We start from the raw sequence: 25,216 nt of genomic DNA, 5'->3' as shown, positions 1-25,216 counted from the left end.
CAGCGGGAGGTTGCAATGCATTTAGATGAACAACGCCTGCGTTTTCGCGACGCAATGAGCAGCCTGTCGGCGGCGGTCAATGTGATCACCACCGAGGGCGAGGCGGGCCGCTGCGGCATTACCGCCACCGCCGTCTGTTCGGTGACTGACACCCCGCCGTCGGTCATGGTGTGCATCAACGCCAACAGCGCCATGAACCCGGTATTTCAGGGCAACGGCAGGCTGTGCGTTAACGTGCTGAACCATGAGCAGGAGATCATGGCTCGCCATTTCGCCGGGATGACCGGTATGACGATGGAGGAGCGCTTTACCCTCTCCTGCTGGCAGAAAGGTCCGCTGGCGCAGCCGGTGCTGAAAGGCGCGCTGGCCAGCCTGGAAGGCGAGATTAGCCAGGTGCAAACCATCGGCACGCATCTTGTTTATCTCGTTGAAATTAAAAACATCATCCTCAGTGAAGAGGGCCACGGCCTGATCTACTTTAAGCGCCGTTTCCACCCGGTCATGCTGGAGGCGGAAGCCGCCGTGTGATCCCCCCTCGCGCTGGCCTTTTTCTTCGGCCAGCGCCGCTTTCTACAAAAATTCCTAAGGTTTCCGCTAAATCACGCCGTTATATAACCATAAGAGAAATTTTCTGTGACTGAATACTGACACCGCCTGTCAGTGCACCCGCATCATTCAGCGCATACCTAAATATACAGGATGACCTTATGGCTAAAACGACGCGGAGCCGCTCGGCTGAACGTCTGGTCGATATTCTGGTTGAGCTACATTTAAACGGTGTGGTAAACCGCAGTGCGCTAATGGAAAAATTTAAAATTACCGAGCGCACCGTCTACCGGGATTTAAATGCCCTCTCTCCCATTGTTGAACATACCGGTAACGGGCTATATCGACTGATCCATTCTGCACAATCGCCCGGTGGACAAGGCTTACATCACACCCTTGCTAACTTCCTGAATGCCGACAGCTTTTTCCCTGAAAGAAATACGGAATTCTGGCAGAAGCTTGAAACGCGCGTTGACGAAAACCATATTCTTATTCTTGCGAATGAAGCCGAACACACGGTACAGCGTGATATTCGCCGTCATTTAACGAAAATCGAGAGTTCGATTAAAAACCATAATGTTTGTCAGATTGTTTATAAGGGGAAAACCCGGCTGATTAATCCCTATAAACTCATTAACAAAAAAAATATATGGTATTTACAAGCCACCGAAAATAGCCGCCTGAAATCCTTCTCATTGAGCCAGATTAGCTGGTTTGATATTCAGAAAACGACCTTCACCCCGGAAGAAAATGTCCTTGAGCTGCTGGAAAAAAGCCTCGACCCCTGGGTATCTGAAAATACTTTCGCGGTGAAAATATTCATCAAGGATAATATTTCGCATTACTTCCTTCGCCGCGATCTTCTGCCGGAACAAGAGCTGCTGGAGGAGCAACAGGGTGGCGTCACGCTGCGCTGCCAGGCGGCGCACGAGAACCAGATCCTGCCGCTGCTGTTCTACTGGCTGCCCCATATTCAGATTCTGGAGCCGAGCTGGCTTAAGGAAAAACTGATCGGAACGCTGGAGAACTATCTGGCGGTGGAACGCAACCCGAATAATCAAGTGATCTCAATCACATAATTTCGTCCCTTTGCGGCGAGCCGGAACCGCTCGTCGCCCCCTTTGACCGCTCACCCGGTACTTTCAACCACTCACTCATTTACCGTCCTTTACACGCGCGAGGATCTGGCACGATCGCTCCAGCATTAATCAATACCTCCTCACAACGAACCCTGACCCTTTTTTCTTTACATAAAAAACCAGGTCTTACTATGGATACTAAAAAACTACTGAAGCACGTGCCCTGGGCCTTACTCGGGATCCTCGGCGCTTTTTGTCTGGCGGTTGTCGCATTACGCCGGGGCGAACACGTAAGCGCCCTGTGGATCGTGGTCGCGTCCGTTTCCGTCTATCTTGTTGCTTATCGCTACTACAGCTTGTACATCGCGCAGAAGGTCATGAAGCTCGACCCGACGCGCGCCACCCCGGCGGTCATTAACAATGACGGCCTGAACTACGTGCCAACCAACCGCTACGTGCTGTTTGGTCACCACTTTGCCGCTATCGCCGGTGCAGGCCCGCTGGTCGGCCCGGTGCTGGCCGCGCAGATGGGCTACCTGCCGGGCACCCTGTGGCTGCTCGCCGGCGTAGTGCTGGCCGGTGCGGTGCAGGACTTTATGGTGCTGTTTATCTCTTCTCGCCGTAACGGCGCCTCTCTGGGTGAGATGGTCAAAGAAGAGATGGGCCGCGTGCCGGGGACTATCGCCCTGTTCGGCTGCTTCCTGATCATGATCATCATCCTCGCGGTGCTGGCCCTGATCGTGGTGAAAGCGCTGGCCGAAAGCCCGTGGGGCGTCTTCACCGTCTGCTCTACCGTGCCGATTGCACTGTTCATGGGGATCTACATGCGATTCCTGCGTCCGGGCCGCGTGGGTGAGGTGTCGGTGATTGGTATCGTGCTGCTGGTAGCCTCTATCTACTTCGGCGGCGTGATTGCGCACGACCCGTATTGGGGCCCGGCGCTGACCTTCAAGGACACCACCATCACCTTCGCGCTGATTGGCTATGCGTTTATTTCCGCGCTGCTGCCGGTCTGGCTGATTCTGGCCCCGCGCGACTACCTGGCGACCTTCCTTAAAATCGGCGTTATCGTCGGTCTGGCGTTCGGCATCCTGGTGATTAACCCGGATCTGAAAATGCCTGCGGTAACGCAGTACATCGACGGTACCGGCCCGCTGTGGAAAGGCGCCCTGTTCCCGTTCCTGTTCATCACCATCGCCTGCGGTGCGGTCTCCGGCTTCCACGCCCTGATTGCGTCCGGTACTACGCCTAAGCTGCTGGCGAACGAGAAAGACGCGCGTCTGATCGGCTACGGCGCGATGCTGATGGAGTCCTTCGTGGCGATCATGGCGCTGGTTGCAGCCTCCATTATCGAACCGGGTCTGTACTTCGCGATGAACACCCCTCCTGCGGGCCTCGGCATTACCATGCCAAACCTGCACGAGATGGGCGGTGACAACGCGGCGCTGATTATGGCGCAGCTGAAGGACGCGAGCGCACACGCGGCGGCGACCGTCAGCTCCTGGGGCTTCGTGATTTCGCCTGAGCAGATCATGCAGACCGCGAAGGACATCGGCGAACCGTCCGTGCTGAACCGCGCAGGTGGTGCACCGACGCTGGCCGTAGGTATCGCACACGTGTTCCACAAAGTGCTGCCGTGGGCGGACATGGGCTTCTGGTACCACTTCGGTATTCTGTTCGAAGCGCTGTTCATCCTGACCGCGCTGGACGCCGGTACCCGTGCGGGCCGCTTCATGTTGCAGGACCTGCTCGGTAACTTCGTGCCGTTCCTGAAGAAAACCGACTCTCTGGTCGCCGGTATTCTCGGTACTGCGGGCTGCGTCGGCCTGTGGGGCTACCTGCTGTATCAGGGCGTTGTCGACCCGCTCGGCGGCGTGAAGAGCCTGTGGCCGCTGTTCGGTATCTCTAACCAGATGCTCGCAGCCGTTGCTCTGGTGCTCGGTACCGTGGTCCTCGTGAAGATGAAACGCACCAAATACATCTGGGTAACGGTTGTTCCTGCGCTGTGGCTGCTGCTCTGCACCACCTGGGCGCTTGGCCTGAAGCTGTTCAGCGCCAACCCGCAGCTGGAAGGCTTCTTCTTCATGGCTAACCAGTATAAAGAGAAGATTGCCGCAGGCGGCGCGGATCTGACCGCGCAGCAGATTGCCAACATGAACCATATCGTGGTGAACAACTACACCAACGCGGGTCTGAGCATTCTGTTCCTGGTGGTGGTGTACAGCATCATCTTCTACGGCATCAAAACCTGGATGAACGTGCGTAACGCCGACGGCCGTACGGATAAAGAAACCCCGTACGTGCCGGTGCCGGAAGGCGGCGTGAAGACCTCTTCACACCATTAACAAAATGGCGGGTGGCGCTACGCTGACCCGCCCTACACAGAAACTGTAGGCCCGGTAAGCGTAGCGCCACCGGGCTTTTTCTGTCTGGAACCCACAATGTTTGGTAACTTAGGCGAAGCAAAAAAATACCTCGGTCAGGCGGCAAAAATGCTGATTGGCATTCCGGACTATGACAACTACGTTGAGCATATGAAGACCAACCATCCGGATAAGCCGTACATGACCTACACCGAATTCTTCCGCGAGCGTCAGGAAGCGCGCTACGGCGGAAGTGGAGAAGGCGGCGTCCGCTGCTGCTAAAGGAGAGACCATGACCCCGATTGCCGTTACCCTGCTGACCGGTTTCCTCGGCGCCGGTAAAACCACCCTGCTGCGCCACATCCTGAATGAACAGCACGGCTTCAAAATCGCCGTTATCGAAAACGAATTCGGTGAGGTCTCGGTAGACGATCAGCTGATTGGCGATCGCGCCACCCAGATCAAAACCCTCACCAACGGCTGCATCTGCTGCACCCGCTCTAACGAATTAGAAGACGCCCTGCTGGACCTGCTCGACAGCCGCGATCGCGGCGAGATCGACTTTGACCGTCTGGTGATCGAGTGCACCGGCATGGCCGACCCCGGCCCGATTATTCAGACCTTTTTCTCGCACGAAATTCTTTGCCAGCGCTACCTGCTGGACGGCGTGATTGCCCTGGTGGATGCGGTTCACGCCGACGAGCAGATGAACCAGTTCACCATCGCCCAGTCTCAGGTGGGCTATGCCGACCGCATCCTGCTGACCAAAACTGACGTGGCGGGCGAAAGCGTTAAGCTGCGCGAGCGCCTGACCCGCATTAACTCCCGTGCGCCGATATTCACGGTGACGCACGGCGACATCGATCTGTCTCAGCTGTTCAACACCAACGGCTTTATGCTGGAAGAGAACGTCACCACAAAACCGCGCTTCCACTTTATGGGCGATAAGCAAAACGACGTGGCGTCGATTGTGGTCGAACTGGACTACCCGGTGGACATCGGCGAGGTTTCGCGCGTGATGGAAAACCTGCTGCTGTCGTTTGCCGACAAGCTGCTGCGCTACAAAGGGATGCTGTGGATTGACGGCGAGCCGAACCGCCTGCTGTTCCAGGGCGTGCAGCGCCTGTACAGCGCCGACTGGGACAGACCCTGGGGCGATGAAGCGCCGCGCAGCGTGATGGTGTTTATAGGTATCCAACTCCCGGAAGAAGAAATTCGAGCGGCGTTTGCGGGGCTGAAGAAATAACCGCCATGCATCCCCTCTCCCCTATGGGGAGAGGGTTAGGGTGAGGGGTAAACCTATTTCACCGCGTCCGGCAGCGTCACAATCCACAGCTCGCTGTCTGACTCCGGTTTCTTCAGCGGCTTCACGCTGAGCGTGGTCTCAACCGGTTTATCATCCAGCGTCAGCTTGCCTTCCGCGTTCACCCGATAATCCTTGAGCTTCTTGCCCTCGACCGGGTTTTGCATCGCCACCTTCACGCCAAAGTCGTTATCGTTCGCCACCGCCAGCGTTTTGCTGTCGATCAGCGCCAGCCCTTCGGCCTTCTCCTGCTGCCAGCCCAGCGCGCGCAGGTCGACAACCTGCGTTTTAGCCGCAAGCGTTATGCCGCGCTGCGCCAGGGTTTTCTCATCATCAAACTCCGGGTACTCGCCCGGCTTGTCAAAGGCGGAAAGGTCGCTCGCCTTGCTGAGATCCACCTTGTAAATGAGGTTACGCATCCCGTCGTTTTTATCGCTTCCCTGCTCAATCAGCAGGATGTGCTGGTCATCGAGCGCCACGATGTCGCCGATTTTGGCGTCGCTGTTTTTGCCGTAGGCCGCGCTGTCGATGGGGTAACCGTACATCGCGGTTTTGCCGGTCGCCGGGTCGAAGCTCACCAGACGCGTAAACAGCGCCTGCTTTTTGCTCTTACCGTCGATATCCAGCGTGCTTTGCACGGCGGCGATAATCCGCCCGTCCGGCATCCGGGTCAGGCCTTCAAAGCCCCGATTCGCCTGGCGCCATTTGATAATGTTTGGCAGACCGCCCGCGATGGATTTCTCCCCTTCCGCCGCCTGCGGCCCGTGGATCGCCAGGATCTTCCCTTTGCCGTCGACGTTAATCAGGAACGGGCCATACTCATCGCACAGCCAGTAGCCGCCTTTCCCGTCCGGCGTGATGCCTTCCGTATCCAGCCCGCGGTTGTCGCCCTTCAGAATTTTTAGCGTGTCGCTGAACGCCACTTCATTGGTGGAGCCAATCACGCCGCTTTGCAGCGGCAGACCGTTAATCTCGCCTTTATCGTCATGCAGCGGGCGGGCATCCGTTGCCTCTGCTTTGCCGTTCTGAACGCGGATGGTCATCAGCAGCGGCGCGAAATCTGGCGTGACAAATATTTTGGCTTCGTTTTTACCCATTTTTGGCGCATCGGCGTTTGGACCGCGATCGGTCACGGTCGCAAAGGTCAGGGCGTCGCCCTGCTTGCCCGTAAACAGCAGGCCAGAACCGATTCCCACAGGCAGTCCATTCGGAAACGCGCTGGCAAACGCGCCGCTGTAGCTCACGTGGGAGCCTTCAGGGAAGCTCACGACATAGCGCTCAGCAGTGGGCTGCGCCGCCAGGCCAGAGAAAGAGAGCGCACAACCGATTAGCACAGGAATAATTTTTCTTTTCATATTGTTAGCATCCAGTTAGTGAAGCCAACAACGTAAAGAATAAACGTGTCAGAAAAATGACATGAAAAGGAAACCGACCTGCGCGATTGAACGTATATTCATCACTCGAAATGTAAGGCTTTGTTGTTTTGTGTGACAGGCGAAACATTTTTGGAAATTATTAGAAACCCAATTAATTCATCTCAAATCACTTTCCCCGCCTCGTTCAGTTTGTGTTTAGCCAAAAAACTAAACGGTTCCTAAACGCCAAAACATCACCCGTTGACACCCCGACAATCAAACACCACCGCAACAACCTCAATAAAAAATTTAACAATATCAGTATAAAAACGCGATTTACATCACATTTGCAGTCATAAACCTCGCTTGTTAAGGTGTCCTCAGATTAATTTGATGACGAGGAAATACTCATGAAAAAACTTAACATTCTTATCCTTTCTGCTTTGACCGCGGTATCTGGCTCCGCTCTGGCCATGGGCGGCAGCATCGAGCAGGGTAAAAACTTCACCAACCTGAATGTGGAAATGGGTAAATCCTCATCTGGCCTGTATACCGAAGGTAACTGGCTCAAAAATACCGATGACGGCACCCAGACCGGTGGCGTGGGTGCCGGTTACAACCTGGAAGTTGGCCCGGTGATGCTGAATGCGGGCGCGAAAGCCATCTACATCGGCCCGAAAAAAGGCGATAACGGCGTAGCGTTCCCGATCGGTGGCGGCGTGAATGTTGCCCTGACGGACAGCATTAACGTCTTCGGTGAAGGCTATGTGGCTCCAGACGGCCTGAACAACAGCGTGAAAAACTACGTTGAAGCCAACGGCGGCGTCAGCTGGACCCCAATCAAACCGGTTACGCTGAAAGTGGGTTACCGCCACGTGAGCGTAGATGGCAAAGACGGTCGTCCAAACCATACGCTGATTGACGGTGCCTATGTGGGCGGCGGCGTGAGCTTCTAAGGTTCCAATACTGACCAAAAAAAACCTGCCAGATGGCAGGTTTTTTTATGACGGCAATTAATTACGCACCACCACCAGCTTCTGGTTCACAAACTCTTTGATCCCCAGATCCGACAGCTCGCGTCCGTAGCCGGAGCGCTTCACGCCGCCGAACGGCAGTTCTGCCGCGGTATCCGTCAGCCAGTTGATATACACCATCCCGGTCTCAATGCGCGACGCCATTTTCTTCGCGCGCTCAATATCCTGGCTGAATACCGCCCCGCCAAGGCCGTAGTGGGAGTCGTTCGCCAGCGCGACCGCTTCGTCGTCGTTTTTCACCACATACACCTGCGCCACCGGGCCGAAGAACTCCTCGAAGTACGCCGGGTTATCCCGCGAGATATTGGTCAGGATCGTCGGTTCGAAGAAACTCCCGTCGCGCTGAACGGGCTTGCCGCCATAGTGCAGCGTTGCACCGTTTTTCACCGCCTCGTTAACCTGTTTGGTCAGCGTTTCGAGCGCATCTTTGGACGACAGCGGCCCCAGCGTGGTGCTTTCGTCCAGCGGGTCGCCAATCTTCACCTGCTTAAACGCCTCGGTGAATTTGCTCAGGAAGGCATCCGCAATCTTTTCATGCAGAATAAAGCGCTTCGCCGCGGTGCAGACCTGTCCGGCGTTGTTGAGTCGCGCATTCACGCCGATCCTCACCGCTTTGTCCAGGTCCGCATCGTCCAGCACCACGAACACGTCGTTACCGCCCAGCTCCAGCGTAGATTTCTTGATGTGCTTCGCCGCCTGCGAGGCCACCACGCTGCCGGCCTTTTCGGAGCCGGTTAATGCGGCACCCTGCACGCGATCGTCGGCAATAATGTTCGCCACCTGATCCGAAGAGATGAACAGGTTGGTCCATGCTCCTTCCGGCGCGCCCGCCTCGCGTACCAGATGGGCAAAGGTCTCGGCGCAGTGTGGCACGATGCTGGCATGCTTGGCGATCACCGGGTTACCCGCCGCCAGGTTCGGCGCCAGAACGCGCATCAGCTGGTAGTACGGGAAGTTCCACGGCTCGACGGCCATCAGCACGCCGATGGGGTGATGCTCCACCCACGCTTCCCCGAGCTCAGAGTCGTACTTCACCGGGGCCAGGAACCGCTTCGCGTTGTCGGCGTAGTAGCGGGCGATTTGCGCGCAAAGCTTCACCTCGCCGCGGCTCTGTTCGATGAGCTTTCCCATCTCCTGGCTGGCGATTTTAGCCAGATCCTCCACGCGCTCGTCGATCAGGTCGGCGAGCTTATGCAGCACCGGCAGACGCTGGCTGATATCGCCTTTCGCCCAGTCCGAATGATAAAGCGCATCGGCCGCCTTGAGCGCCGCTTCGATATCCGCGTCGGTATGTGAGGGGTATTCTTTGATGAGCTGGTTAGTGGCAGGATTTACTGTCTGATAAGCCATGTCGAATCTCCTTGTTTTACCGCTTAGGGTATTAAGGGTAGTCAACATGACTGGCTCTGGGCGTAAAGTTGGGTATATCCGGAAGGTTCTTAATGAAGCGCTGCCGGACGGTTCGCTGACGTGGTATAAAAAACCTTCAGAAGGAGCGCCCATGACCGATACCCGACACGTCCGGCAGACATTTCACCGCGCCTCAGGCTTTGAGCTGCGCAGCACCTGGCAAAGTACGCAGGCTTACAAACGCCATAGTCACCCTCAGCTCTCCATCGGCGCGATTGTGGAGGGCCAGACCTGCTGCGTGTGTCACGACAGAGAGTACATCCTTAACCCCGGGGACCTCATCGTGATCCCGGCCTGTGCGCCGCACAGCTGCAACCCCGTCGCCGGGAATCCGCGCAGCTACCATATGCTCTATATCGACACCGAGCTTACTCTGGCGCTACAGGTGATTCGTAGCCCTGACCTGTTTGCCCACTACCTGGACGTTGTCGAGACAATGTCTCCTGCGTCAGTAGAGACGCTGCTTTCTGCCCTTCCCCGCGGTGCGGATAGCGCAGACGCGCTTCGCTCAACCAGCCAGCAGGTTCAGGAGGCGTTTCTTTCCGATCTCACCAGCCCGCCTTCCCTCGACGAGCTTGCCCAACGCTTCTCGCTGCGCAAGGAGACGCTGATCCGCACCTTCAGGCAGGACACCGGCCTGACGCCGGGCAGCTTCCTCAATATCTCCCGCGTGGAATACGCCAAAGCGCGGCTGCGCGCCGGGGATAATATTGCCGACGTCGGCTACCAGAGCGGCTTTGCCGACCAGAGCCATTTTCATAAGACCTTCGTGAGCTATACTGCCGCCACGCCTCGCCAGTACGCCACGGGCCGATCAATATCAGACAATAAATAGGTTCTGCAGCGCCGTACTCTGACCTCGGATTGTTAACCGAGGTCGCTATGGAACTGTTCTTCCCTTCCGCTTTTCTCGCCCTGGCGCTGGCGCATTTTGTTGCCCTGTTAAGCCCGGGCCCGGATTTCTTCCTGCTGGTGGGCTACGCCGCGCGTTACAGGCTGCGCGGCAGCGCCGGGCTGTGCCTCGGCATCGCCGCGGGTAACGCACTCTATATTGTTCTGGTCATTATCGGCTGGAGCGCTCTGCGCCAGTTTTCGTGGCTGTTTACGCTTATAGAGCTTTGCGGGGCCCTATATCTGCTGTGGATCGGCTCGCATCTGGTGCGCAGCCGACCTCAGGCGCTGGCGCTGAATGAAACTCACCAGCGCTTTCCTTCGCTGCGCAAGCAGATCCTGCTGGGGCTCGGTTCGGCGCTGTTAAACCCGAAGAACGCGCTGTTCTATCTGGCGCTGATGACGGCATTGCTGGGGCCGGACGTGACGCTGCTTCAACAGGCGACCTGCGGCGTCTGGATGGTGATGATGGTGCTGGCGTGGGATCTGGCGCTGGTGTCGCTGATGGGGTTACGAGCGGTTCAACAGAAGCTTAGCCGTTCGCTGTGGTGGATTGAGCGCACGGCGGGAGTGGTGCTGATGGGGTTTGGTGGGTGGGTGCTGTGGCGGCTACTGGAAATTATACGCTGAGATAGCGGGCAGCCTGACGCCGCCCGTTGCTTATTTTTTATTTTGATCGCGCAGCATTGCTTCACGCAAAATGGCATTGAGCCTCGTCTGGTAACCTTTTCCAGGCCGTTTAAGCCACTCCATCACGTCAGCGTCGATACGTACAGATGCCTGAGTTTTGAGTGGCCGATAGAACTTCCCTCGCACCGCCCCTGACCACTGTTCATCCCCCGTGGCAGGGATATCGCTGTAATCAATCTCTGCTTCCGATTTTTCGGCAAGTGCTTTGAGCTCAGCCTCACGACGAGCACTAACCTCAGGCGCACTACCGCGTTTATGTTTAACCATGCTCATAACGGCTCCTCTCTTTACGGTCCGCCTTTCGTGCGCTAATGATTCGAATGACTTCGTCACCACTTTCAAAACGTACCGTGTGTGCGACCATAATGACAATTAGACCATGTACAAGGCCAATGGTCTGCCAACGAAACTCTCCATTTTCATGACGATCCTGCAGAGATAAATGGTAAGGATCGTCAAACACCAGAACAGCCTCTTCAAAGCGGATCCCATGCTTAATGAGATTACTTTTCGCTTTGTTGGTATCCCATTCAAACTCCGTTGGCATAGTGTACCCTTCCCTTATTGTATATACAAAAAAGCATATACAAAACATTCGTAAATTGAACCGGTCGACATCGTTCAATTTCATTTTCTGAAGGCGCATTCCAGAATGCTGAAACGCGAAGGTCCTTCTCCTTCTTTGCACTTTCCCCCCGCTTCCCTCTATCCTTACCCCATGGAAAAAATAGCTGAACTCAAACGCGCCAAGCTGCTGGCGCTGTCGCTGCTGCTGGTTGCCGCCGCAGCATTTATCACCACCCTGTTCCTGCCGCAGACCTTCTGGGTGCGCGGCGTGAAGGCCATTGCCGAGGCGGCGATGGTCGGCGCGCTGGCGGACTGGTTCGCCGTGGTCGCGCTGTTCCGCCGGGTGCCCATTCCGTTTATCTCGCGCCATACCGCGATTATTCCGCGCAATAAAGATCGGATCGGCGACAATCTCGGCCAGTTTGTGCAGGAGAAGTTTCTTGATACTCAGTCGCTGGTGGCGCTAATCCGCCGCTACGAGCCCGCGCAGATGATTGGCACCTGGTTCAGCCAGCCCGACAACGCCCAGCGCGTCGGGCAGCATTTGATTCAGGTGATGAGCGGTTTTCTCGAACTCACGGACGACGGGCGCATACAGCGCCTGCTTAAACGGGCGGTGCACAAGGCGATTGATAAGGTCGATTTCACCGAAACCAGCGCCGTGATGCTGGAGAGCATGACCAAAAACAACCGCCACCAGGTGCTGCTGGACGCCATCATCAACCGTCTGATTACCCTGATTCAGCGGGAAAGCACGCGGGAGTTTATCTCCGATCAGATTGTCCACTGGCTGAAGACCGAACACCCGCGCAAAGCGATGGTGCTGCCCACCGAGTGGCTGGGCGATCAAAGCGCGGAGATGGTGTCGAACGCGGTGAACACGCTGCTGGACGATATCAGCCACGACCGCACGCACCAGATCCGCCAGGCGTTTGACCGCGCCACGCTGAAGCTTATCGACAACCTGAAAAACGATCCGGAGATGGCGGCGAAAGCCGACAACATCAAGCACTATCTGAAAAACGATGAGGCGTTTAACCGCTATCTGGGCGAGATGTGGGCTGACCTGCGCCAGTGGCTGAAGGCGGATATGCAAAGCGAGGATTCACGCGTGAAGCAACGCATCGCCAACGCCGGGCTGTGGTTTGGCGAAACGCTAACAAATGACGCCAGCCTGCGGGCGTCGCTGAACGAGCATCTGGAGCAGGCCGCGCACCGCCTCGCACCGGATTTCGCCGCGTTTCTGACCCGCCACATCAGCGACACGGTCAAAAGCTGGGACGCCAAAGACATGTCCCGCCAGATTGAGCTTAACATCGGTAAAGATCTGCAGTTCATCCGCGTCAACGGCACGCTGGTAGGCGGGACGATTGGCCTGATCCTGTTTTTACTCTCGCAAATCCCAATGCTTATCCATTGAGCGTCCTGAGGATCAGCGCCTTCATGCTGGAAATGGCTGTATCGGCGGTATCGTCCCCCTGATGCAGCGCAATACCCAGCTCCCCTGCATAGGGCAGCAGGCGGTTGTCGATCTGTAAGGTCTCTGGCAGGCCAATACGCGTGCGAAGCGTAATACCCAATCCTGCGCTGACGCCCGCCCACAGCCCACTCAGGCTATGGCTGGTAAAAACGATACGCCAGGGTATTCCTGCGACATCCAGCGCCGCGATGGCCCTGCTGCGCAGGAGGCAGGGTGCGTCAAACATCACCAGCGGCAGCGGCTCCCCTCGTTGCAAAAGTACCTCTATGTCCTCACGGGATCTGCAAATCCATGCCAGCGGTTCGCTGCGCACATAATCGCCTTCTCGTCCTTCCTGCCAGACCAGCGCCAGATCGAGTTCGTTTGCCGCCACGCCTCGCAGCAGCGGAGGGTTGCGATCGACGCGTGCGATCATGCGGAGCTCAGGGTGTTGTCTGTGAAAATCGCCGAGAACCTGCGGCATCACAGACTCCCCGAAGTCCTCCTGCATACCCAGACGTACTTCTCCCTGCAGCGTTTCCCCTCTGATTGCACGGAGCGCCTCGTCGTTCAGCGCCAGCATGCGTCGGGCGTAGCTCAGCAGAATTTCACCCTCTGGGGTCAATGCCAGCGTTCGCCCCTGCTTCACGGTAAGCGCCACGCCGCACTGCTGCTCCAGCTTTTTTAGCTGGGCGCTGACCGCAGACGTGGAGCGACACAGCCTGTCCGCCGCCACGGCAAAGCTGGTGGACTGAATACCCTCCACAAAGCTGCGCAGCGCGTCCAGGTCTAATGCTGAAAACCGTTTATCCATACGATCCTCATTTTCGGGACATTTAATCCAATACATTGCGATTTTCTTTATGGTGGCAGCCTGCGAGAGTCATTGCCAGACAACAGGAGGAAAAAATGAGCACACCACTGAATCGCGACACGCTTGCGCAGGTCTCCCCTAAACTGGCGGAACTCAGCTCGCAGGTGCTTTTTGGCGATATCTGGCAGCGTCCGCAGCTGGCCCCGCGGGATCGCAGCCTGATCACGCTTGCTGCACTGGCCGCACTGGGGCGCACCGCGCAGCTTCCCTGGCATATCGACTTTGCCCGACAAAACGGCGTGACGGACGATGAGATTGCCGAAGCGTTTACCCATCTGGCGTTTTACGCAGGCTGGCCGGCAGCCGTCAGCGCCCTGACCTGCCTGGCAGAGGAGAAACAATAATGCCGTTTGTTCGCATCATGACGGGCGACCGCTATAGCGAGATGCAGAAAAAACAGATCTCGGACATTCTGCACATAGCGCTGACGGAAACCTTCGCCGTTCCCGCGCAGGATCGGTTTCATTTTTTTGAATGCTTCGCTGCCGGGGATCGATACATTGATCGGCACTATCTCAGCCCGGGCAGAACGGAGGGGGCGATATTGTTCAATATCGTGGCCGGTAAGCCGAGGAGCGAAGAACAGAAATCGGCGCTATATCACCAGTTGGCTGCGCAACTGAAGGAGAAGATGAGCATCGAGGGTGGGGACGTGATGGTCGTTATCCAGTTTACTGCCGCTGAGGACTGGAGCTTCAGCGGCGGCATACGCTATGAGCCCTGAATGACGTAGCGCGTCGCCTCGAAGCGGTTCAGGATCAGGTGCACCAGGAAGACCATCGTCAGCGTTGCGACCAGCGAAAAGGTGACGGAGGTGATGCGGTACAGATCGCTGAACACCAGGTCAGTGTCCGGGTGCATGTTCTGCCCGAACATAATGCCGATGGTGGTAATGCTGGAAAACCCCACGCCCGCGCCCACCTTTTCCATCACGTGCAGGCGCGCGCCAAACGCCAGCCCGAGGCCGATCAGCGGCATCATCAATAGCATATGGCTGCTGTGATCGTAGAGGATCAGCTGCACCACCAGAATATAGAGACAGCCCAGTACCACGCCGACCACACGCCAGATAGAGCTCATCACCGAACCACGATAGTGCATCGGGAACAGGATCAAAATCCCCGCCATCAGCGCCGAAAGCGAATCGCTTAAGTCGCTAATCTGGAACACCACGAAAATCAGCGTCGCGACGGTGCCGGAGAGCAGCGACTCGTGGCGCACGCGGGCATCGTCTTTCTCAATCAGCGGCGGCGGCTTGCGGGGCTCAACGTCCGGCAGGAGATAGTTCATCAGCGCGCTCAGGCACACCGCCATCACGCTCGCTTCGATGTTGGAAAACAGCAGCGTGTGCCAGCTGGTAGTGGGGTAGCTCATAAAGTTGAGCATCACGCTCTGGCACACCACGCCCATTGAGCCAAACAGGAACAGCGGCCCCTTGCTCATAAAGCGAAAGCGCATCACGTACAGGGCAAAGACCACCAGCGTCATGATGACCGGCCATTGGGACAGATAGCCGATGATAAGCACCATTTCAACGCAGTTTAGCGCGGCGCTGAAGATAAACTGCTTCGCCACGTGGCGATTAAATACCGGCACCAGCGACAGCAGCATGATCGGGTAGACCACGAAAAACACGCCGTAGCTGGTGTTGTAGAAGCTGGAGATGCTCAGCGCAATCATCCCGGCAAAGACGATGCGCAGGGTCTGGCGAAAGTCGTTTGCCGTGTAGACGATGTTGCCGTGCGGGGTAAAGACCCGCGCCAGGGTGCTAATAGACATCGAACTAATAAACATAGTGAAGCAGGCTCACCAGGTGGATCTGCATCCCGGAGAAGAAGCGCGCAAACGGCCCTTCGCTGTTATAGAGCTGCACGGTCGCGCGCGCGCCGGTCGGCAGATGCTTCGGCAATTCTTCGTCCAGCGCCACGTGGATGCGCATGCGTTGGGCATCGCGTACCCAGCGGTTGGAGGTTTCCGGCTCGGACAGCTGGCCATTAACGGCCTCCTGACCCGCCAGTATCCCCGCATCGCTGCTGGTCACGTGGGCGCGGAAAACGTGCCCCGGAAAGGCGTCAAACACCACGGCGGCATCGGTGCCCTGATGGGTGTGGCGCAAACTCTTCTCACGGAAATCGGCCACGATATCGGTCTGGTTGTTCACCAGCGCCAGCGCGGCAGAGCCGGACGAAGCATAGAAGCCCGGGCTTAACTGCAGGTTACTGACCGTGCCGTCCGCCTGGGCGTAGACCTTCGTCCAGCCGAGGTTGAGTTCCGCTTCATCCAGCGCGTTACGGTATTTTTGCAGCGTCACGTTGCGGTGCTCGTCCCGCTCGCCGCGCTGAATGCGCAGGTTATGGATATTGGCCTGGATGGAGCTGACGGACTGCTCGCTGCTCTGCCAGGTGGTGCGAACCTTATCCAGATCCGCCTGCGAAACGTTCTGCAGCGTGCTCAGCTTCTGGTAGCGGTCGAAGGTCACTTTGTCGTTGCGTGCGGTCAGCACGGCGGTTTTCAGGCTGGCCTGCGCGGCGGCGATCTGCGCGTCCAGCTGTTCGTTGGAAAGGCGGGCCTGCTCAAGCGCGATTTGCGCCGCTTCCACTTTATTGCGAAACGGCGTGTCGTCGAGTTCAAACAGCAGATCGCCTTTCTTCACCTGGCTGTTGTTGTGGACATGTACCGCCGCCACATACCCGGAGACGCGCGGAGAAACCGGCGTCACCACGCGCATCACGGTGGAGTCCGGCGTCAGCGGGATCCAGATATCCGCGACGATAAAGTAGACAAACATCAGCAGGAAAGAGGCAATACTCACCCTTACCCAGCGGGCAAACTTTTGTTCAGGAGTCATTATTTTTCGGTCTTGTTATCTTCTTCGCGGATTGTCCGCAAATTGCAGGCGATTTGATTCAGGGTGGCGCTGAAAATGTCGATATGTTCCGGCGCGATGTTTTGCGATACGCGCGCCTGATAGGTCTCAATCACCTGAGTGAGCCTTTTTAATATGGCTTTTCCCTCAGGCGTCAGCGTCAGAAGCCGGATGCGCTTGTCATAAGGCGATACGGCGCGCAGCAGGTAACCCTGCTTTTCCAGCTGTGTGAGGGTGCGCATCAGCGGCGGCAGTTCAATACCCTGCACCTCCGCCAGCTCACTCATCGAGACGTTATCCCCGAGCTGATGCAGTTGCATCATCACCGTCCAGCTCGACTGGGTTAACCCGGTATCGAGAATGGCATCGTCAATGACGGCACGCCACTGGCGCACGATCATCGCCATCCGCATACCCATCGGCCTGCGGCAGAACAGTTCTTCTTCACTCATGGGGGAAACCTCTCGTCACACGCGGTCAAGATAATAGTTATCAGGGTAAGTATCAAGAAACGAGAGGGAAAAGCGCAGGAATTGCGAAAGGCGTTACGGGAGGCGATTTACACGTAGGCCCGGTAAGCGCAGGGTATGAACCGGAAACATGGGTAACACTTTAGACCGGATACATGGGTAACAGTTATAACTGGCATAGAAGAGGAGACTCGCTATGCCCTGGACTGAGACCCGACCTATGCAACGCCTTGATTTTATCCGTGCCTGCCATGCAGGTACGGACTCCTTCTCCGCTCTTTGCCGTCTTTTTGGCATCAGCCGTAAAACCGGCTATAAATGGCTTCAGCGTTTTGACCCCTCTGACCTGTCATCTCTCTCTGACCGGTCGCGCGCGCCACGCTCCCACTCCCGGACGGTTCCTGATGATATCGCCGGACACCTGACTGCCCTGCGTCAAAAACACCCTGACTGGGGCCCCAAAAAACTGCGGATGTGGCTGCTCAATCATCACGTCGATTTTACCGTACCTGCTGCCAGCACTATCGGCGATATCCTCAAGCGTGAAGGCCTGGTTCCGGATAAAAAGAGAAAACGCAGAACACCGGGTAATCGCCAGCCCCTGACCACCATCAGTGAGAACAATCAGGTCTGGAGCGCTGATTTTAAAGGCAAGTTCAGGCTGCTGAGCCGGGAATACTGCCATCCCTTCACCCTGACCGACAATCACAGCCGGTATCTTCTGAGCTGCCGGGGAACGGACCGGGAGAGCGAGCCCTTCGTCAGGCAGTGCCTGACGGATGCGTTCCTGGAGTACGGTCTGCCGGAAGTCCTGAGAACGGATAATGGTCAGCCGTTCGCGGGAACAGGTATCGCCGGGTTAAGTCGCCTTGCCGTCTGGCTGATAAAGCTGGGCATCAGACCGGAACGTATCAGAAAGGGGCATCCGGAAGAAAACGGCCGTCATGAGCGAATGCACCGCTCGCTGAAAAGTGCAGTGAAACAGGGCAACACCTTCATGACGATGGAAGAACAACAGCGGTGGTTCAGTGACTACCGGGAAGAGTTTAACCACGAAAGGCCGCATGAAGCCCTGGCGGGTGCAACGCCCGGAACGGTGTGGAAGCCCTCAGGCCGTCACTGGGATGGCAGGGTTCCTGAATATGCTTATCCGGAGGGAGGGACGGTCTACAGGGTGAAATCGAGGGGGACACTCTATATGGGGAAAAAGGGGACGGTGTTCCTGAGTGAAGCGCTGACTGATGAGTACATCATGCTGGAAGAACAAGATGATGGCCTTGAGGCCATCATCTTTAACGGAATAACGCTTGCGTACTATGACCGAAAAACCCAGAGTGTGCTCCGGATAGACTAAAAAGTGTTACCTATGTTCCCGGTCTGATCTGTCACCTATGTATCCGGTCATACCCAGCGCCACCGGGCTTTTTTTAGCGGCTAAAAAGTCTCTGAACGGCACTTTTCCCGGAAGCTGTCACCACCACCTCCCTGTACCCCGCCACCCGCTGGATCCACCCTTTACTTTCCAGATAAATCAACAGCGCCGCGCCGGCCTCGCCGCCAAGATGAAACCGCCGCTCGCTCCAGTCCAGACAGGCGCAGCAGGCCTTGCGACGGGGGTGAGGCGTTAGCGGAATACCGAGCTTCAGGAACTGCTCGCGGCCATACGGCGTGAGCGCTGAACCGTCTACCTCCAGCCACGCTTCCGCCTGCATGAAATCATAGATTTGTACCGCGATCGTTCCGGCAAGATGGTCGTAGCAGGTTCGCGCTTCGCGCATGGCTTTCGGCGCGGTGGTTTCCGGCGGGGTGATGCGGCTCCAGGAGAGCCCCATCATCTGCTCGACCAGCGCCGCCACGTCGTGCCCGGCAAGGCGATAGTAGCGATGCCGTCCCTGTGACAGGCAGGTAATCAGCTGCCCTTCCACCAGCCGGGCGAGATGCCCGCTGGCGGTCGACGGCGCAACGTCTGCCGCCGCGCTCAGCTCGGTAGCGGTCCACGCCCGCCCGTCCATCAGCGCGCACAGCATCTTCACGCGCGACGGATCGGCCATTGCCGCCGCCGCCGCCGCAACGGCCTGCTCCAGCGCCGCGCTGTTATCAGGGGGTAAGCTCGTCTTTAGCATTCGTCGCCCAGGGTCTGGTTATCTCTGCGGCCAGCTTATCATTATCTGTCGGCAGAATAAGGTGAACGTCATACATCCGCGTGCCCTTCGGTTTCGGAGCTGTACTCCCGCACCAGCTGCGCCACCCGAATGCGGTAGAAAGAAAAAATCGACTCCCGCCCTTCGGCCTGCGCGGCCTGGTGAAACACGTTCTGCTTCCAGCGGCGGACGGCCTCTTCGTCCCGCCACCAGGAAAGGGAAAGGATTTTGCCGTCGGTGGTCAGGCTCTGAAAACGTTCGATATCAATAAAGCCGTCGATGTCCGCCAGCAGAGGCTTGAGTTCGGCGGCGAGCTGCAGGTAGCGCGCCTGGTGCTCGGGCGCGGCTTTCTCTTCGAAAATGACTGCAATCATGGGTGTCTCTCCGTTGTGAGGATGAGGAAAGAATGCAGGAGGAAAAAGCACAATGCTTCGGTAAGGAGCGAAGTGTTGTGCCGGATGGCGTTGCGCTCAACTTCTCGTTGAATTCCGGTGATGACGCACCTATGATTAATGTACGGATAAATGCCGTACATTAGTTTTACAGGTAAAACGAGGCGTTAAGCCAGGATAAAGATTGAGAATGAAACCATGTCAGCACTGAAGAAACAGCGCATCGATCTCCGGTTAACCGAAGATGACAAAAACATGATCGAAGAAGCGGCGGCAATGACAAACCAGTCGATTTCACAATTCATGGTCAGCACAGCCTCTGAACGCGCAGCAGAGGTAATTGACCAGCACCGCCGCCTGGTCCTTAGCGAGGCATCCTGGAATACGGTGATGGATGCCATCAGCAATCCGCCTGCGCCAAATGACCGCCTGAAGCGAGCGGCTAAGCGTCTCCTGGATATGGAGTAAAACGTGAACGACGTGAAGATAGGGATTTTTTCAGAAGACGTTGAGTACGACCTAAGCCAGTTCGACTGTGGAGAAGAGAGCCTTAACACTTTCCTGACGGAACACCTGAAACGCCAGCATCGTGGAAAGTTTTTGCGGGGTTATGTCCTCACCACACGAGAGCCAAAACCGCGTATTCTGGGCTATTACACGCTCTCCGGAAGCTGTTTTGAAAAGGCTTACCTGCCCTCTAAAACTCAGCAAAAACGTATTCCTTATAAAAATGTGCCGAGCGTCACCCTTGGCCGTCTGGCGATTGATAAACATATTCAGGGGCAAGGCTACGGAGAATTACTCGTTATTCATGCCATGAGGACCGTTTATTTGGCCTCCTTTGCCGTCGGCATTCACGGCCTGTTTGTCGAAGCACTCAACCATAAAGCCAAAGATTTTTACCTCAAAATGGGGTTCATACCGCTCCTGGCCGAGAATGAATTCACCCTGTTCTTGCCGACGAAAACCTTTGAGAGCGTGTTTGAAGAGTGATCAAGCACGTAACGCCCCGGCTAGCGGGGCGTACTTTACCTTCAGCGGTCTTAACCCAGAATCGACCTCGGCTCCATAAATGCCCGAATCCCCCACTCGCCCATCTCGCGCCCCACGCCGGAGTGCTTAAATCCGCCGAACGGCGCTTTCGGTTCATGGGCTAGCGTGTTCACCAGCACGCGACCGGAAACAATCTGCTGCGCCACGCGGCGCGCGCGGTTCGCATCGCCGCCCAGCACCATCGCGCTCAGTCCGTATTCTGTGTCATTGGCAATGGCGATCGCCTCCGCCTCGTCACGATAGGGGATCGCGCACAGCACCGGGCCGAAAATCTCGTCACGGGCAACCGCCATCTGGTTGTTCACGTCGGCAAATAGCGTCGGGCGCACAAACCAGCCGTCTCGCGTCCCGTCCGGTCTCCCTTCTCCACCCGCCAGCAGACGCGCCCCCTCTTCGATGCCTTTACGGATATAGCCCTGTACCCGCTGCCACTGCTTTTCGCTGACCATCGGGCCGAGGTCCGTCGCGCTGTCGCGCGGGTCGCCGGATTTCACCGTCGACACGGCCTGCGCCAGCGCGGTTTCGATCTCCGCCTTACGCGCCTGCGGCACCAGAATGCGCGTCCCGGCCACGCACGCCTGCCCGCTGTTCATAAACCCGGCCTGAATCACCAATGGGATCGCCTGCGCCAGATCCACATCATCCAGCAGGATCGTCGGCGATTTGCCGCCTAACTCCAGGGTCACGCGCTTAAAGCTCTCCGCCGCGTTGCGCAGGATCGCCTTACCGGTATTCGTGGAGCCGGTAAACGAGATTTTTGCCACGTCCGGATGGCGGCTGATGGTCTCACCTACCGTCTCGCCGCGCCCGGTGACGATGTTAAACACGCCCGGCGGCAGCGCGGAATCGCGCAGCGCTTCGGTGACAATCCGGGTTTGCAGGGCGCTCATTTCGCTCGGCTTGATGACTGCCGTACAGCCCGCAGCCAGCGCGGCCGCCAGCTTGCCGCAGATAAACCCCGCGTCGCTGTTCCACGGCGTAATCAGCCCTGCTACGCCAAGCGGCGTCATCTGCACCGTTGCCGCGCCTGCGGGGGTGACGAATGCAAACGCCTCCAGAGCCTCAATGGCCTGAGCAATCACCTCCGCCGGATAGCTGGCCATCCACGCCGAGCGCGAGGCGGGCGCGCCGTACTCTTCAACGATCGCGTCGAGCAGATCGTCGTGGCGAGCGGCCACGGCGGCGTGCATTCGTTTTAGCGCCGCGATGCGTTCCTGCTTTGTGGTCTGCGACCACGCCGGAAACGCCGCTTTTGCCGCCGCAATGGCGCGCTCTGCGTCGACCTCATCCGCCAGACGAACCTTGCCGATGACCCGCGCCGTCGCCGGGTTGTACAAATCAAACCACTCGGTGCCGTGCGGAGTAACAAATTCGCCGTTAATAAAGATCTGTTCGATGGTGTGCATATAAACCTCCTCAGGCTGTGTGAGCACAGTCTGGCACGGCTTTTCCGTTGCGATAATCCACGCTATGCTGCAAGGGTTGTTTCGATTTTCAGGATAATCTATGCATCGTTCAGGTCTGACAGAGCTGGAAGTGGTGATGGCGGTAGTGCGGCGCGGCAGCTTTCGCGCCGCAGCGCAGGAGCTGGGCATGTCCGCCACGGCGGTAAGCAACGCCATCGCCGGGCTGGAGAGCCGCCTTGATACCCGCCTCTTTAACCGCACCACCCGCAGCGTGGCGCTCACCGACGCCGGACAGCGCTACGTGGCGCGTATCGGCCCGGCCCTGCAGGAGATCCGTCTCGCCAGCGAGGAGATCCACAGCGACACCGGGGAACCCGCCGGCACGCTGCGTCTGAACGTGCCGAACCATATCGGCACCCTGTTTCTGGACCAGCTGCTGATCGACTTTATGATCCTCTACCCGAAGATGCGCGTAGAGACCGTCAGCGAAGCGCGAATGATCGACATCGTCGCGGAAGGCTTTGACGCGGGGATCCGCCTTGAGGAGTCCGTGCCGCAGGACATGATCGCCGTACCGCTGACCGGGGAGATCCGCCAACTGGTCACCGCCACGCCGGAGTATTTTGCACGTCACGGCATTCCGCAGACGCCGGACGATCTGCTTTCACATCAGGGGATCGGCATGCGCATGGCCCACGGCGGGATCTACCGCTGGGAGCTGGCGCGTCGGGGGGAAACGTACGCCCTTGCCGTGCCGCCGCGCTTTGCGACGTCCGATCTTTTTGCCTCGATCCGCGCCGTAAAAGCGGGATTAGGGGTGGGATTTTTGCCGGAACTGTATATCCGGGAAGAGCTTGAGCGGGGAGAACTGGTGAGCGTCTTAGACGACTGGGCGCAGCCTTTTGCCGGGCTGCGCCTGTATTACCCCGGCCATCGCCACGTTCCGCCAGGGCTACGGGCGCTGGTGGCGACGATCCGCGAGCGCGGGATTATTCCAGGTTAGCCTTATTCAGCCCGTAAGCCGCGTCCAGCGAGCCCGGCGCCATGCGGGAGGTGATCCCCAGACGGTTCCAGGCGTTGATCGCCACGATGGCGAAGTTCAGCTCTGAAATCTCAACGTCCGAGAAGTGCTCCGCCACGCTGCGATACAGCGCGTCGCTCACGCCGTGAACGCCAATCTGGGTCAGCGCTTCGGTGAAGGCCAGCGCGGCTTTCTCGCGGGCGCTGAACAATGGGGACTCGCGCCAGGCCGCCAGATGGTACAGGCGCAGCTCGCGCTCGCCGGCGATTTTGGCCTCTTTCGAGTGCATATCCAGGCAGAAGGTGCAGCCGTTCAGCTGCGACACGCGAATGTCGATCAGGTGCTTCAGCGCCGGGTCGATGGAGGTTTTTGCCACTTCCATGCTCAGGGCGGACAGGGCGTTGGCGAGGGCAGGTGTAACTTTATGGTGGTTAACGCGGGTGCTCATTGTCTTTCCTCTTTTTGTGCGGCATGTGTCATGCGATGAGGCAAATCTACGCCGTTCATGACATAGTAAAAAGATACAAAAAGCGTGAAACGAGGTAGGACATGAAGCCGGGCTATCACGAGATTTATTCCCGCTATCGCGACAACATCACGCGCGGCGTGCTGAAGCCGGGCGATAAGGTGCCTGCCATCCGCGTGCTGGCGGAAGAGCTGAAGGTGGCGCGTAAAACTGTCGAAACGGCGTATGCCATTCTGACAGGCGAAGGGTATCTGGTGAGCCAGGGCGCGCGCGGCACGCGGGTCAACCCGGATTTACTGCTGCCGGATAAGACTGCCCCTGCGGAACAGCCCACCGGCACGCTCCCGGCATCGCTCATCAGCCAGCGCGAGCGGGCGGGGTTTCTGCGCCCCGGCATCCCCGCCCTTGACAGCTTTCCGTATAAAAAATGGCTGCTGCTGGCGGGCCAGGCGACGCGCGCCATGCGTCAGGAGGAGATGCTCAATCCGCCCGTCCTGGGCTGGTATCCGCTGCGCCAGGCCATCGCCCGCTATCTCAATATCTCACGCGGGCTGTCCTGCAGCGCCGAACAGGTGCTGATCACCAGCGGCTACAGCGGCAGCCTGCGGCTGATCCTCGACACGCTTGCCAGCCGCAGCGACAAGGTGGTGTTTGAAGATCCGGGCTATTTTATGGGCCAGCAGCTGCTCAAGCGGATCGTGCCGCGCCTGCACACGGTGCCGGTCGATCGCTGCGGTATCGATACGGACTACCTGCTCCGCCACCATCGCGACGCCCGTTTTGCCATCGTCACTCCGTCGCACCAGAGCCCGCTGGCGGTCACCCTCTCCCTGCCGCGCAAGCAGCAGCTGCTCGACTGGGCCAGCCAGAACGAGGCGTGGATCATTGAAGACGATTACGACGGGGAGTTTCACTACACCCGCAAGGTGCTGCCGTCGCTGAAAAGCCTGGACCAGCACGACCGGGTGATTTTTATGGGCACCTTCAGTAAAACCATCATGCCGTCGCTGCGCATGGGCTACGTGGTGATGCCCGCCAGCACCGTCGGGGCCTTTACCGACTGCGCGGACATTACCACCAGCGGCCAGCCGGTGCTGACGCAAAAGATCCTCACCGCGTTTCTCAACGAAGGGCATTTTTTCCGTCACCTGAAAAAGATGCGCACGCTGTATCAGACCCGCCGCGACTGGATGATTGCCGCCCTGCAGGAGGTTTATGGCGATCTGTTTTTCACCGAGCAAAACGACGGCGGGATGCATGTTGTGGCGTTTCTGACCAGAGGAAGCTGTGACCGGGAAGTGGCGCGCTGCTGGCAGGAACAGCAGCTGCAGGTGAATGCGCTTTCGGAGTGGTATCGCGGGTCGGGCAAACGCTACGGGCTGGTGATGGGCTATAACAACGTGCGGTCGTATCAGGAGGCGGTGGATTTGCTGGAAAGGCCGAAGCGGCAGACGCTTGGGCTGTTGAGCTGAAAATCGCCGGGTGGCGGCTACGCCTTACCCGGCCTACTCGATCCCGTAGGCCCGGTAAGCGAAGCGCCACCGGGCGATAAATGCCTCACACATCATACCGCGACAACCCAACGTCCTTGAGCTGCTCGTCGCTCATCTGGCTCAGAATGCGGCGGGTACGGTTGATGCGATACCAGTTGCAGATCGTTTTGCCGATCCAGACAAACACGACGAACGGACGTTTTGAACGATTCTCATAGAATTCCATGATGCTCTCCTCACTGTACCAGTGGGGTTATCATCCTGGAAATCGGTCTGTGCAATACAGACTCAAAAACAACTTTTGTTTAACATACAGATCCGCTAAAACAGTATCTGC

The 25,216-nt window shown here is 57.6% G+C and carries 29 protein-coding genes; 16 read left to right on the top strand and 13 right to left on the bottom strand.

The features are described from left to right. Nucleotides 1-15: 15 nt before the first annotated feature. From AB8846_RS10585 to yjiA, 5 genes are all read left to right on the top strand, one after another. A complete protein-coding gene (locus AB8846_RS10585) occupies nt 16-528 on the top strand; it encodes a 4-hydroxyphenylacetate 3-monooxygenase reductase subunit (protein WP_063143261.1) in 513 nt (170 codons plus the stop codon). Between the two features lie 179 nt (nt 529-707). Then, nucleotides 708-1,625, top strand: a complete 918-nt coding sequence (locus AB8846_RS10580) for a YafY family protein (RefSeq protein ID WP_063143260.1) — start codon at nt 708-710, stop codon at nt 1,623-1,625. A gap of 191 nt (nt 1,626-1,816) precedes the next feature. Beyond that, a complete protein-coding gene (locus AB8846_RS10575; protein ID WP_370732676.1) occupies nt 1,817-3,970 on the top strand; it encodes a carbon starvation CstA family protein in 2,154 nt (717 codons plus the stop codon). 96 nt (nt 3,971-4,066) lie between these two features. Continuing rightward, nucleotides 4,067-4,270, top strand: a complete 204-nt coding sequence (locus AB8846_RS10570; protein WP_003856610.1) for a YbdD/YjiX family protein — start codon at nt 4,067-4,069, stop codon at nt 4,268-4,270. 10 nt (nt 4,271-4,280) lie between these two features. Continuing rightward, a complete protein-coding gene (yjiA, locus tag AB8846_RS10565) occupies nt 4,281-5,234 on the top strand; it encodes a GTPase (protein ID WP_370732675.1) in 954 nt (317 codons plus the stop codon). A 53-nt stretch (nt 5,235-5,287) separates the two neighbouring features. Here yjiA and AB8846_RS10560 read toward each other — a convergent pair whose 3' ends face one another. Further along, on the bottom strand, nt 5,288-6,646 hold the full coding sequence (locus tag AB8846_RS10560; RefSeq protein WP_370732674.1) for an esterase-like activity of phytase family protein: 1,359 nt from the start codon (nt 6,644-6,646) through the stop codon (nt 5,288-5,290). Between the two features lie 410 nt (nt 6,647-7,056). On the opposite strand from AB8846_RS10560, the gene AB8846_RS10555 reads away from it, so the two are divergent. After that, nucleotides 7,057-7,602, top strand: coding sequence for a YfaZ family outer membrane protein (locus AB8846_RS10555; protein ID WP_063143257.1), 546 nt, complete (start codon nt 7,057-7,059; stop codon nt 7,600-7,602). Nucleotides 7,603-7,659: 57 nt separating this feature from the next. Here AB8846_RS10555 and AB8846_RS10550 read toward each other — a convergent pair whose 3' ends face one another. Continuing rightward, nucleotides 7,660-9,030 carry an NAD-dependent succinate-semialdehyde dehydrogenase gene (locus AB8846_RS10550; RefSeq protein WP_370732673.1) on the bottom strand — a complete coding sequence of 457 codons (1,371 nt, stop codon included), beginning with the start codon at nt 9,028-9,030 and terminating at the stop codon, nt 7,660-7,662. Nucleotides 9,031-9,181: 151 nt separating this feature from the next. Between AB8846_RS10550 and AB8846_RS10545 the strand changes: the two genes are divergently transcribed. Together AB8846_RS10545 and AB8846_RS10540 are read left to right on the top strand one after the other, a co-directional pair. Next, a complete protein-coding gene (locus tag AB8846_RS10545) occupies nt 9,182-9,925 on the top strand; it encodes an AraC family transcriptional regulator (RefSeq protein ID WP_370732672.1) in 744 nt (247 codons plus the stop codon). Between the two features lie 47 nt (nt 9,926-9,972). Beyond that, nucleotides 9,973-10,611, top strand: coding sequence for a LysE family translocator (locus AB8846_RS10540; protein ID WP_370732671.1), 639 nt, complete (start codon nt 9,973-9,975; stop codon nt 10,609-10,611). 30 nt (nt 10,612-10,641) lie between these two features. Here the strand turns inward: AB8846_RS10540 and AB8846_RS10535 are convergent, their stop codons facing one another. Both AB8846_RS10535 and AB8846_RS10530 read right to left on the bottom strand, forming a co-directional pair. Next, the gene (locus AB8846_RS10535) at nt 10,642-10,944 is read right to left on the bottom strand and encodes a BrnA antitoxin family protein (RefSeq protein WP_116342305.1); all 303 of its coding nucleotides are present in this window, start codon (nt 10,942-10,944) and stop codon (nt 10,642-10,644) included. Next, nucleotides 10,931-11,218: a BrnT family toxin gene (locus AB8846_RS10530; protein ID WP_010427219.1), complete on the bottom strand. Its 288-nt coding sequence runs from the start codon at nt 11,216-11,218 to the stop codon at nt 10,931-10,933. Before AB8846_RS10530 ends, AB8846_RS10535 begins: the two co-directional genes overlap by 14 nt. 171 nt (nt 11,219-11,389) lie before the next feature. On the opposite strand from AB8846_RS10530, the gene AB8846_RS10525 reads away from it, so the two are divergent. Then, on the top strand, nt 11,390-12,658 hold the full coding sequence (locus AB8846_RS10525) for a DUF445 domain-containing protein (protein ID WP_370732765.1): 1,269 nt from the start codon (nt 11,390-11,392) through the stop codon (nt 12,656-12,658). On the opposite strand, the gene AB8846_RS10520 is transcribed toward AB8846_RS10525, so the two are convergent. Further along, the gene (locus AB8846_RS10520; protein ID WP_370732670.1) at nt 12,648-13,511 is read right to left on the bottom strand and encodes a LysR substrate-binding domain-containing protein; all 864 of its coding nucleotides are present in this window, start codon (nt 13,509-13,511) and stop codon (nt 12,648-12,650) included. The genes AB8846_RS10525 and AB8846_RS10520 overlap by 11 nt on opposite strands. A gap of 95 nt (nt 13,512-13,606) precedes the next feature. Between AB8846_RS10520 and AB8846_RS10515 the strand changes: the two genes are divergently transcribed. Beyond that, nucleotides 13,607-13,915: a carboxymuconolactone decarboxylase family protein gene (locus tag AB8846_RS10515; RefSeq protein WP_370732669.1), complete on the top strand. Its 309-nt coding sequence runs from the start codon at nt 13,607-13,609 to the stop codon at nt 13,913-13,915. Continuing rightward, nucleotides 13,915-14,295 (top strand): tautomerase family protein, encoded by a 381-nt coding sequence (locus tag AB8846_RS10510; protein ID WP_370732668.1) that lies wholly within the window; start codon nt 13,915-13,917, stop codon nt 14,293-14,295. Before AB8846_RS10515 ends, AB8846_RS10510 begins: the two co-directional genes overlap by 1 nt. On the opposite strand, the gene AB8846_RS10505 is transcribed toward AB8846_RS10510, so the two are convergent. The 3 genes from AB8846_RS10505 to AB8846_RS10495 are packed head-to-tail and all read right to left on the bottom strand — an operon-like array spanning nt 14,283 to nt 16,889. After that, nucleotides 14,283-15,350 (bottom strand): DUF2955 domain-containing protein, encoded by a 1,068-nt coding sequence (locus tag AB8846_RS10505; RefSeq protein ID WP_370732667.1) that lies wholly within the window; start codon nt 15,348-15,350, stop codon nt 14,283-14,285. The two genes, AB8846_RS10510 and AB8846_RS10505, sit on opposite strands and share 13 nt — an antisense overlap. A 4-nt stretch (nt 15,351-15,354) precedes the next feature. Next, the gene (locus AB8846_RS10500; protein ID WP_121932425.1) at nt 15,355-16,422 is read right to left on the bottom strand and encodes an HlyD family secretion protein; all 1,068 of its coding nucleotides are present in this window, start codon (nt 16,420-16,422) and stop codon (nt 15,355-15,357) included. After that, nucleotides 16,419-16,889 (bottom strand): MarR family winged helix-turn-helix transcriptional regulator, encoded by a 471-nt coding sequence (locus tag AB8846_RS10495; RefSeq protein ID WP_063143248.1) that lies wholly within the window; start codon nt 16,887-16,889, stop codon nt 16,419-16,421. Before AB8846_RS10495 ends, AB8846_RS10500 begins: the two co-directional genes overlap by 4 nt. Before the next feature lie 214 nt (nt 16,890-17,103). On the opposite strand from AB8846_RS10495, the gene AB8846_RS10490 reads away from it, so the two are divergent. Then, on the top strand, nt 17,104-18,261 hold the full coding sequence (locus AB8846_RS10490) for a DDE-type integrase/transposase/recombinase (RefSeq protein ID WP_370732666.1): 1,158 nt from the start codon (nt 17,104-17,106) through the stop codon (nt 18,259-18,261). A gap of 73 nt (nt 18,262-18,334) precedes the next feature. Here AB8846_RS10490 and AB8846_RS10485 read toward each other — a convergent pair whose 3' ends face one another. Next, complete coding sequence (locus AB8846_RS10485) at nt 18,335-19,030, bottom strand: ArsR/SmtB family transcription factor (RefSeq protein WP_370732665.1); 696 nt, start codon at nt 19,028-19,030, stop codon at nt 18,335-18,337. A 68-nt stretch (nt 19,031-19,098) separates the two neighbouring features. Further along, nucleotides 19,099-19,422 (bottom strand): antibiotic biosynthesis monooxygenase, encoded by a 324-nt coding sequence (locus tag AB8846_RS10480; RefSeq protein WP_370732664.1) that lies wholly within the window; start codon nt 19,420-19,422, stop codon nt 19,099-19,101. Between the two features lie 216 nt (nt 19,423-19,638). Between AB8846_RS10480 and AB8846_RS10475 the strand changes: the two genes are divergently transcribed. Together AB8846_RS10475 and AB8846_RS10470 are read left to right on the top strand one after the other, a co-directional pair. Next, the gene (locus AB8846_RS10475) at nt 19,639-19,908 is read left to right on the top strand and encodes a DUF1778 domain-containing protein (RefSeq protein ID WP_063143245.1); all 270 of its coding nucleotides are present in this window, start codon (nt 19,639-19,641) and stop codon (nt 19,906-19,908) included. Between the two features lie 3 nt (nt 19,909-19,911). Further along, complete coding sequence (locus tag AB8846_RS10470) at nt 19,912-20,433, top strand: GNAT family N-acetyltransferase (RefSeq protein WP_331413519.1); 522 nt, start codon at nt 19,912-19,914, stop codon at nt 20,431-20,433. A 50-nt stretch (nt 20,434-20,483) separates the two neighbouring features. Here AB8846_RS10470 and AB8846_RS10465 read toward each other — a convergent pair whose 3' ends face one another. After that, nucleotides 20,484-21,899 (bottom strand): aldehyde dehydrogenase family protein, encoded by a 1,416-nt coding sequence (locus tag AB8846_RS10465; protein ID WP_370732663.1) that lies wholly within the window; start codon nt 21,897-21,899, stop codon nt 20,484-20,486. 100 nt (nt 21,900-21,999) lie between these two features. Here AB8846_RS10465 and AB8846_RS10460 point away from each other — a divergent pair, with 100 nt between their 5' ends. Beyond that, nucleotides 22,000-22,902, top strand: coding sequence for a LysR family transcriptional regulator (locus tag AB8846_RS10460; RefSeq protein WP_370732662.1), 903 nt, complete (start codon nt 22,000-22,002; stop codon nt 22,900-22,902). On the opposite strand, the gene AB8846_RS10455 is transcribed toward AB8846_RS10460, so the two are convergent. Further along, entirely contained in the window at nt 22,889-23,368 is a 480-nt protein-coding gene (locus tag AB8846_RS10455; protein ID WP_014882392.1) for a carboxymuconolactone decarboxylase family protein, read from the bottom strand. The two genes, AB8846_RS10460 and AB8846_RS10455, sit on opposite strands and share 14 nt — an antisense overlap. Before the next feature lie 101 nt (nt 23,369-23,469). Here AB8846_RS10455 and AB8846_RS10450 point away from each other — a divergent pair, with 101 nt between their 5' ends. Next, nucleotides 23,470-24,858: a PLP-dependent aminotransferase family protein gene (locus AB8846_RS10450; protein ID WP_370732661.1), complete on the top strand. Its 1,389-nt coding sequence runs from the start codon at nt 23,470-23,472 to the stop codon at nt 24,856-24,858. Between the two features lie 85 nt (nt 24,859-24,943). On the opposite strand, the gene AB8846_RS10445 is transcribed toward AB8846_RS10450, so the two are convergent. Beyond that, a complete protein-coding gene (locus tag AB8846_RS10445) occupies nt 24,944-25,105 on the bottom strand; it encodes a DUF1127 domain-containing protein (protein WP_023334364.1) in 162 nt (53 codons plus the stop codon). Nucleotides 25,106-25,216 lie beyond the last annotated feature (111 nt).

This window comes from Enterobacter sp. KB-221C9 (assembly GCF_041320715.1).
Taxonomy (GTDB): Bacteria; Pseudomonadota; Gammaproteobacteria; order Enterobacterales; family Enterobacteriaceae; genus Enterobacter; species Enterobacter asburiae_D.
Note: the sequence above shows the minus strand (reverse complement) of the source record. Positions and strands in the feature narration are given on the sequence as shown.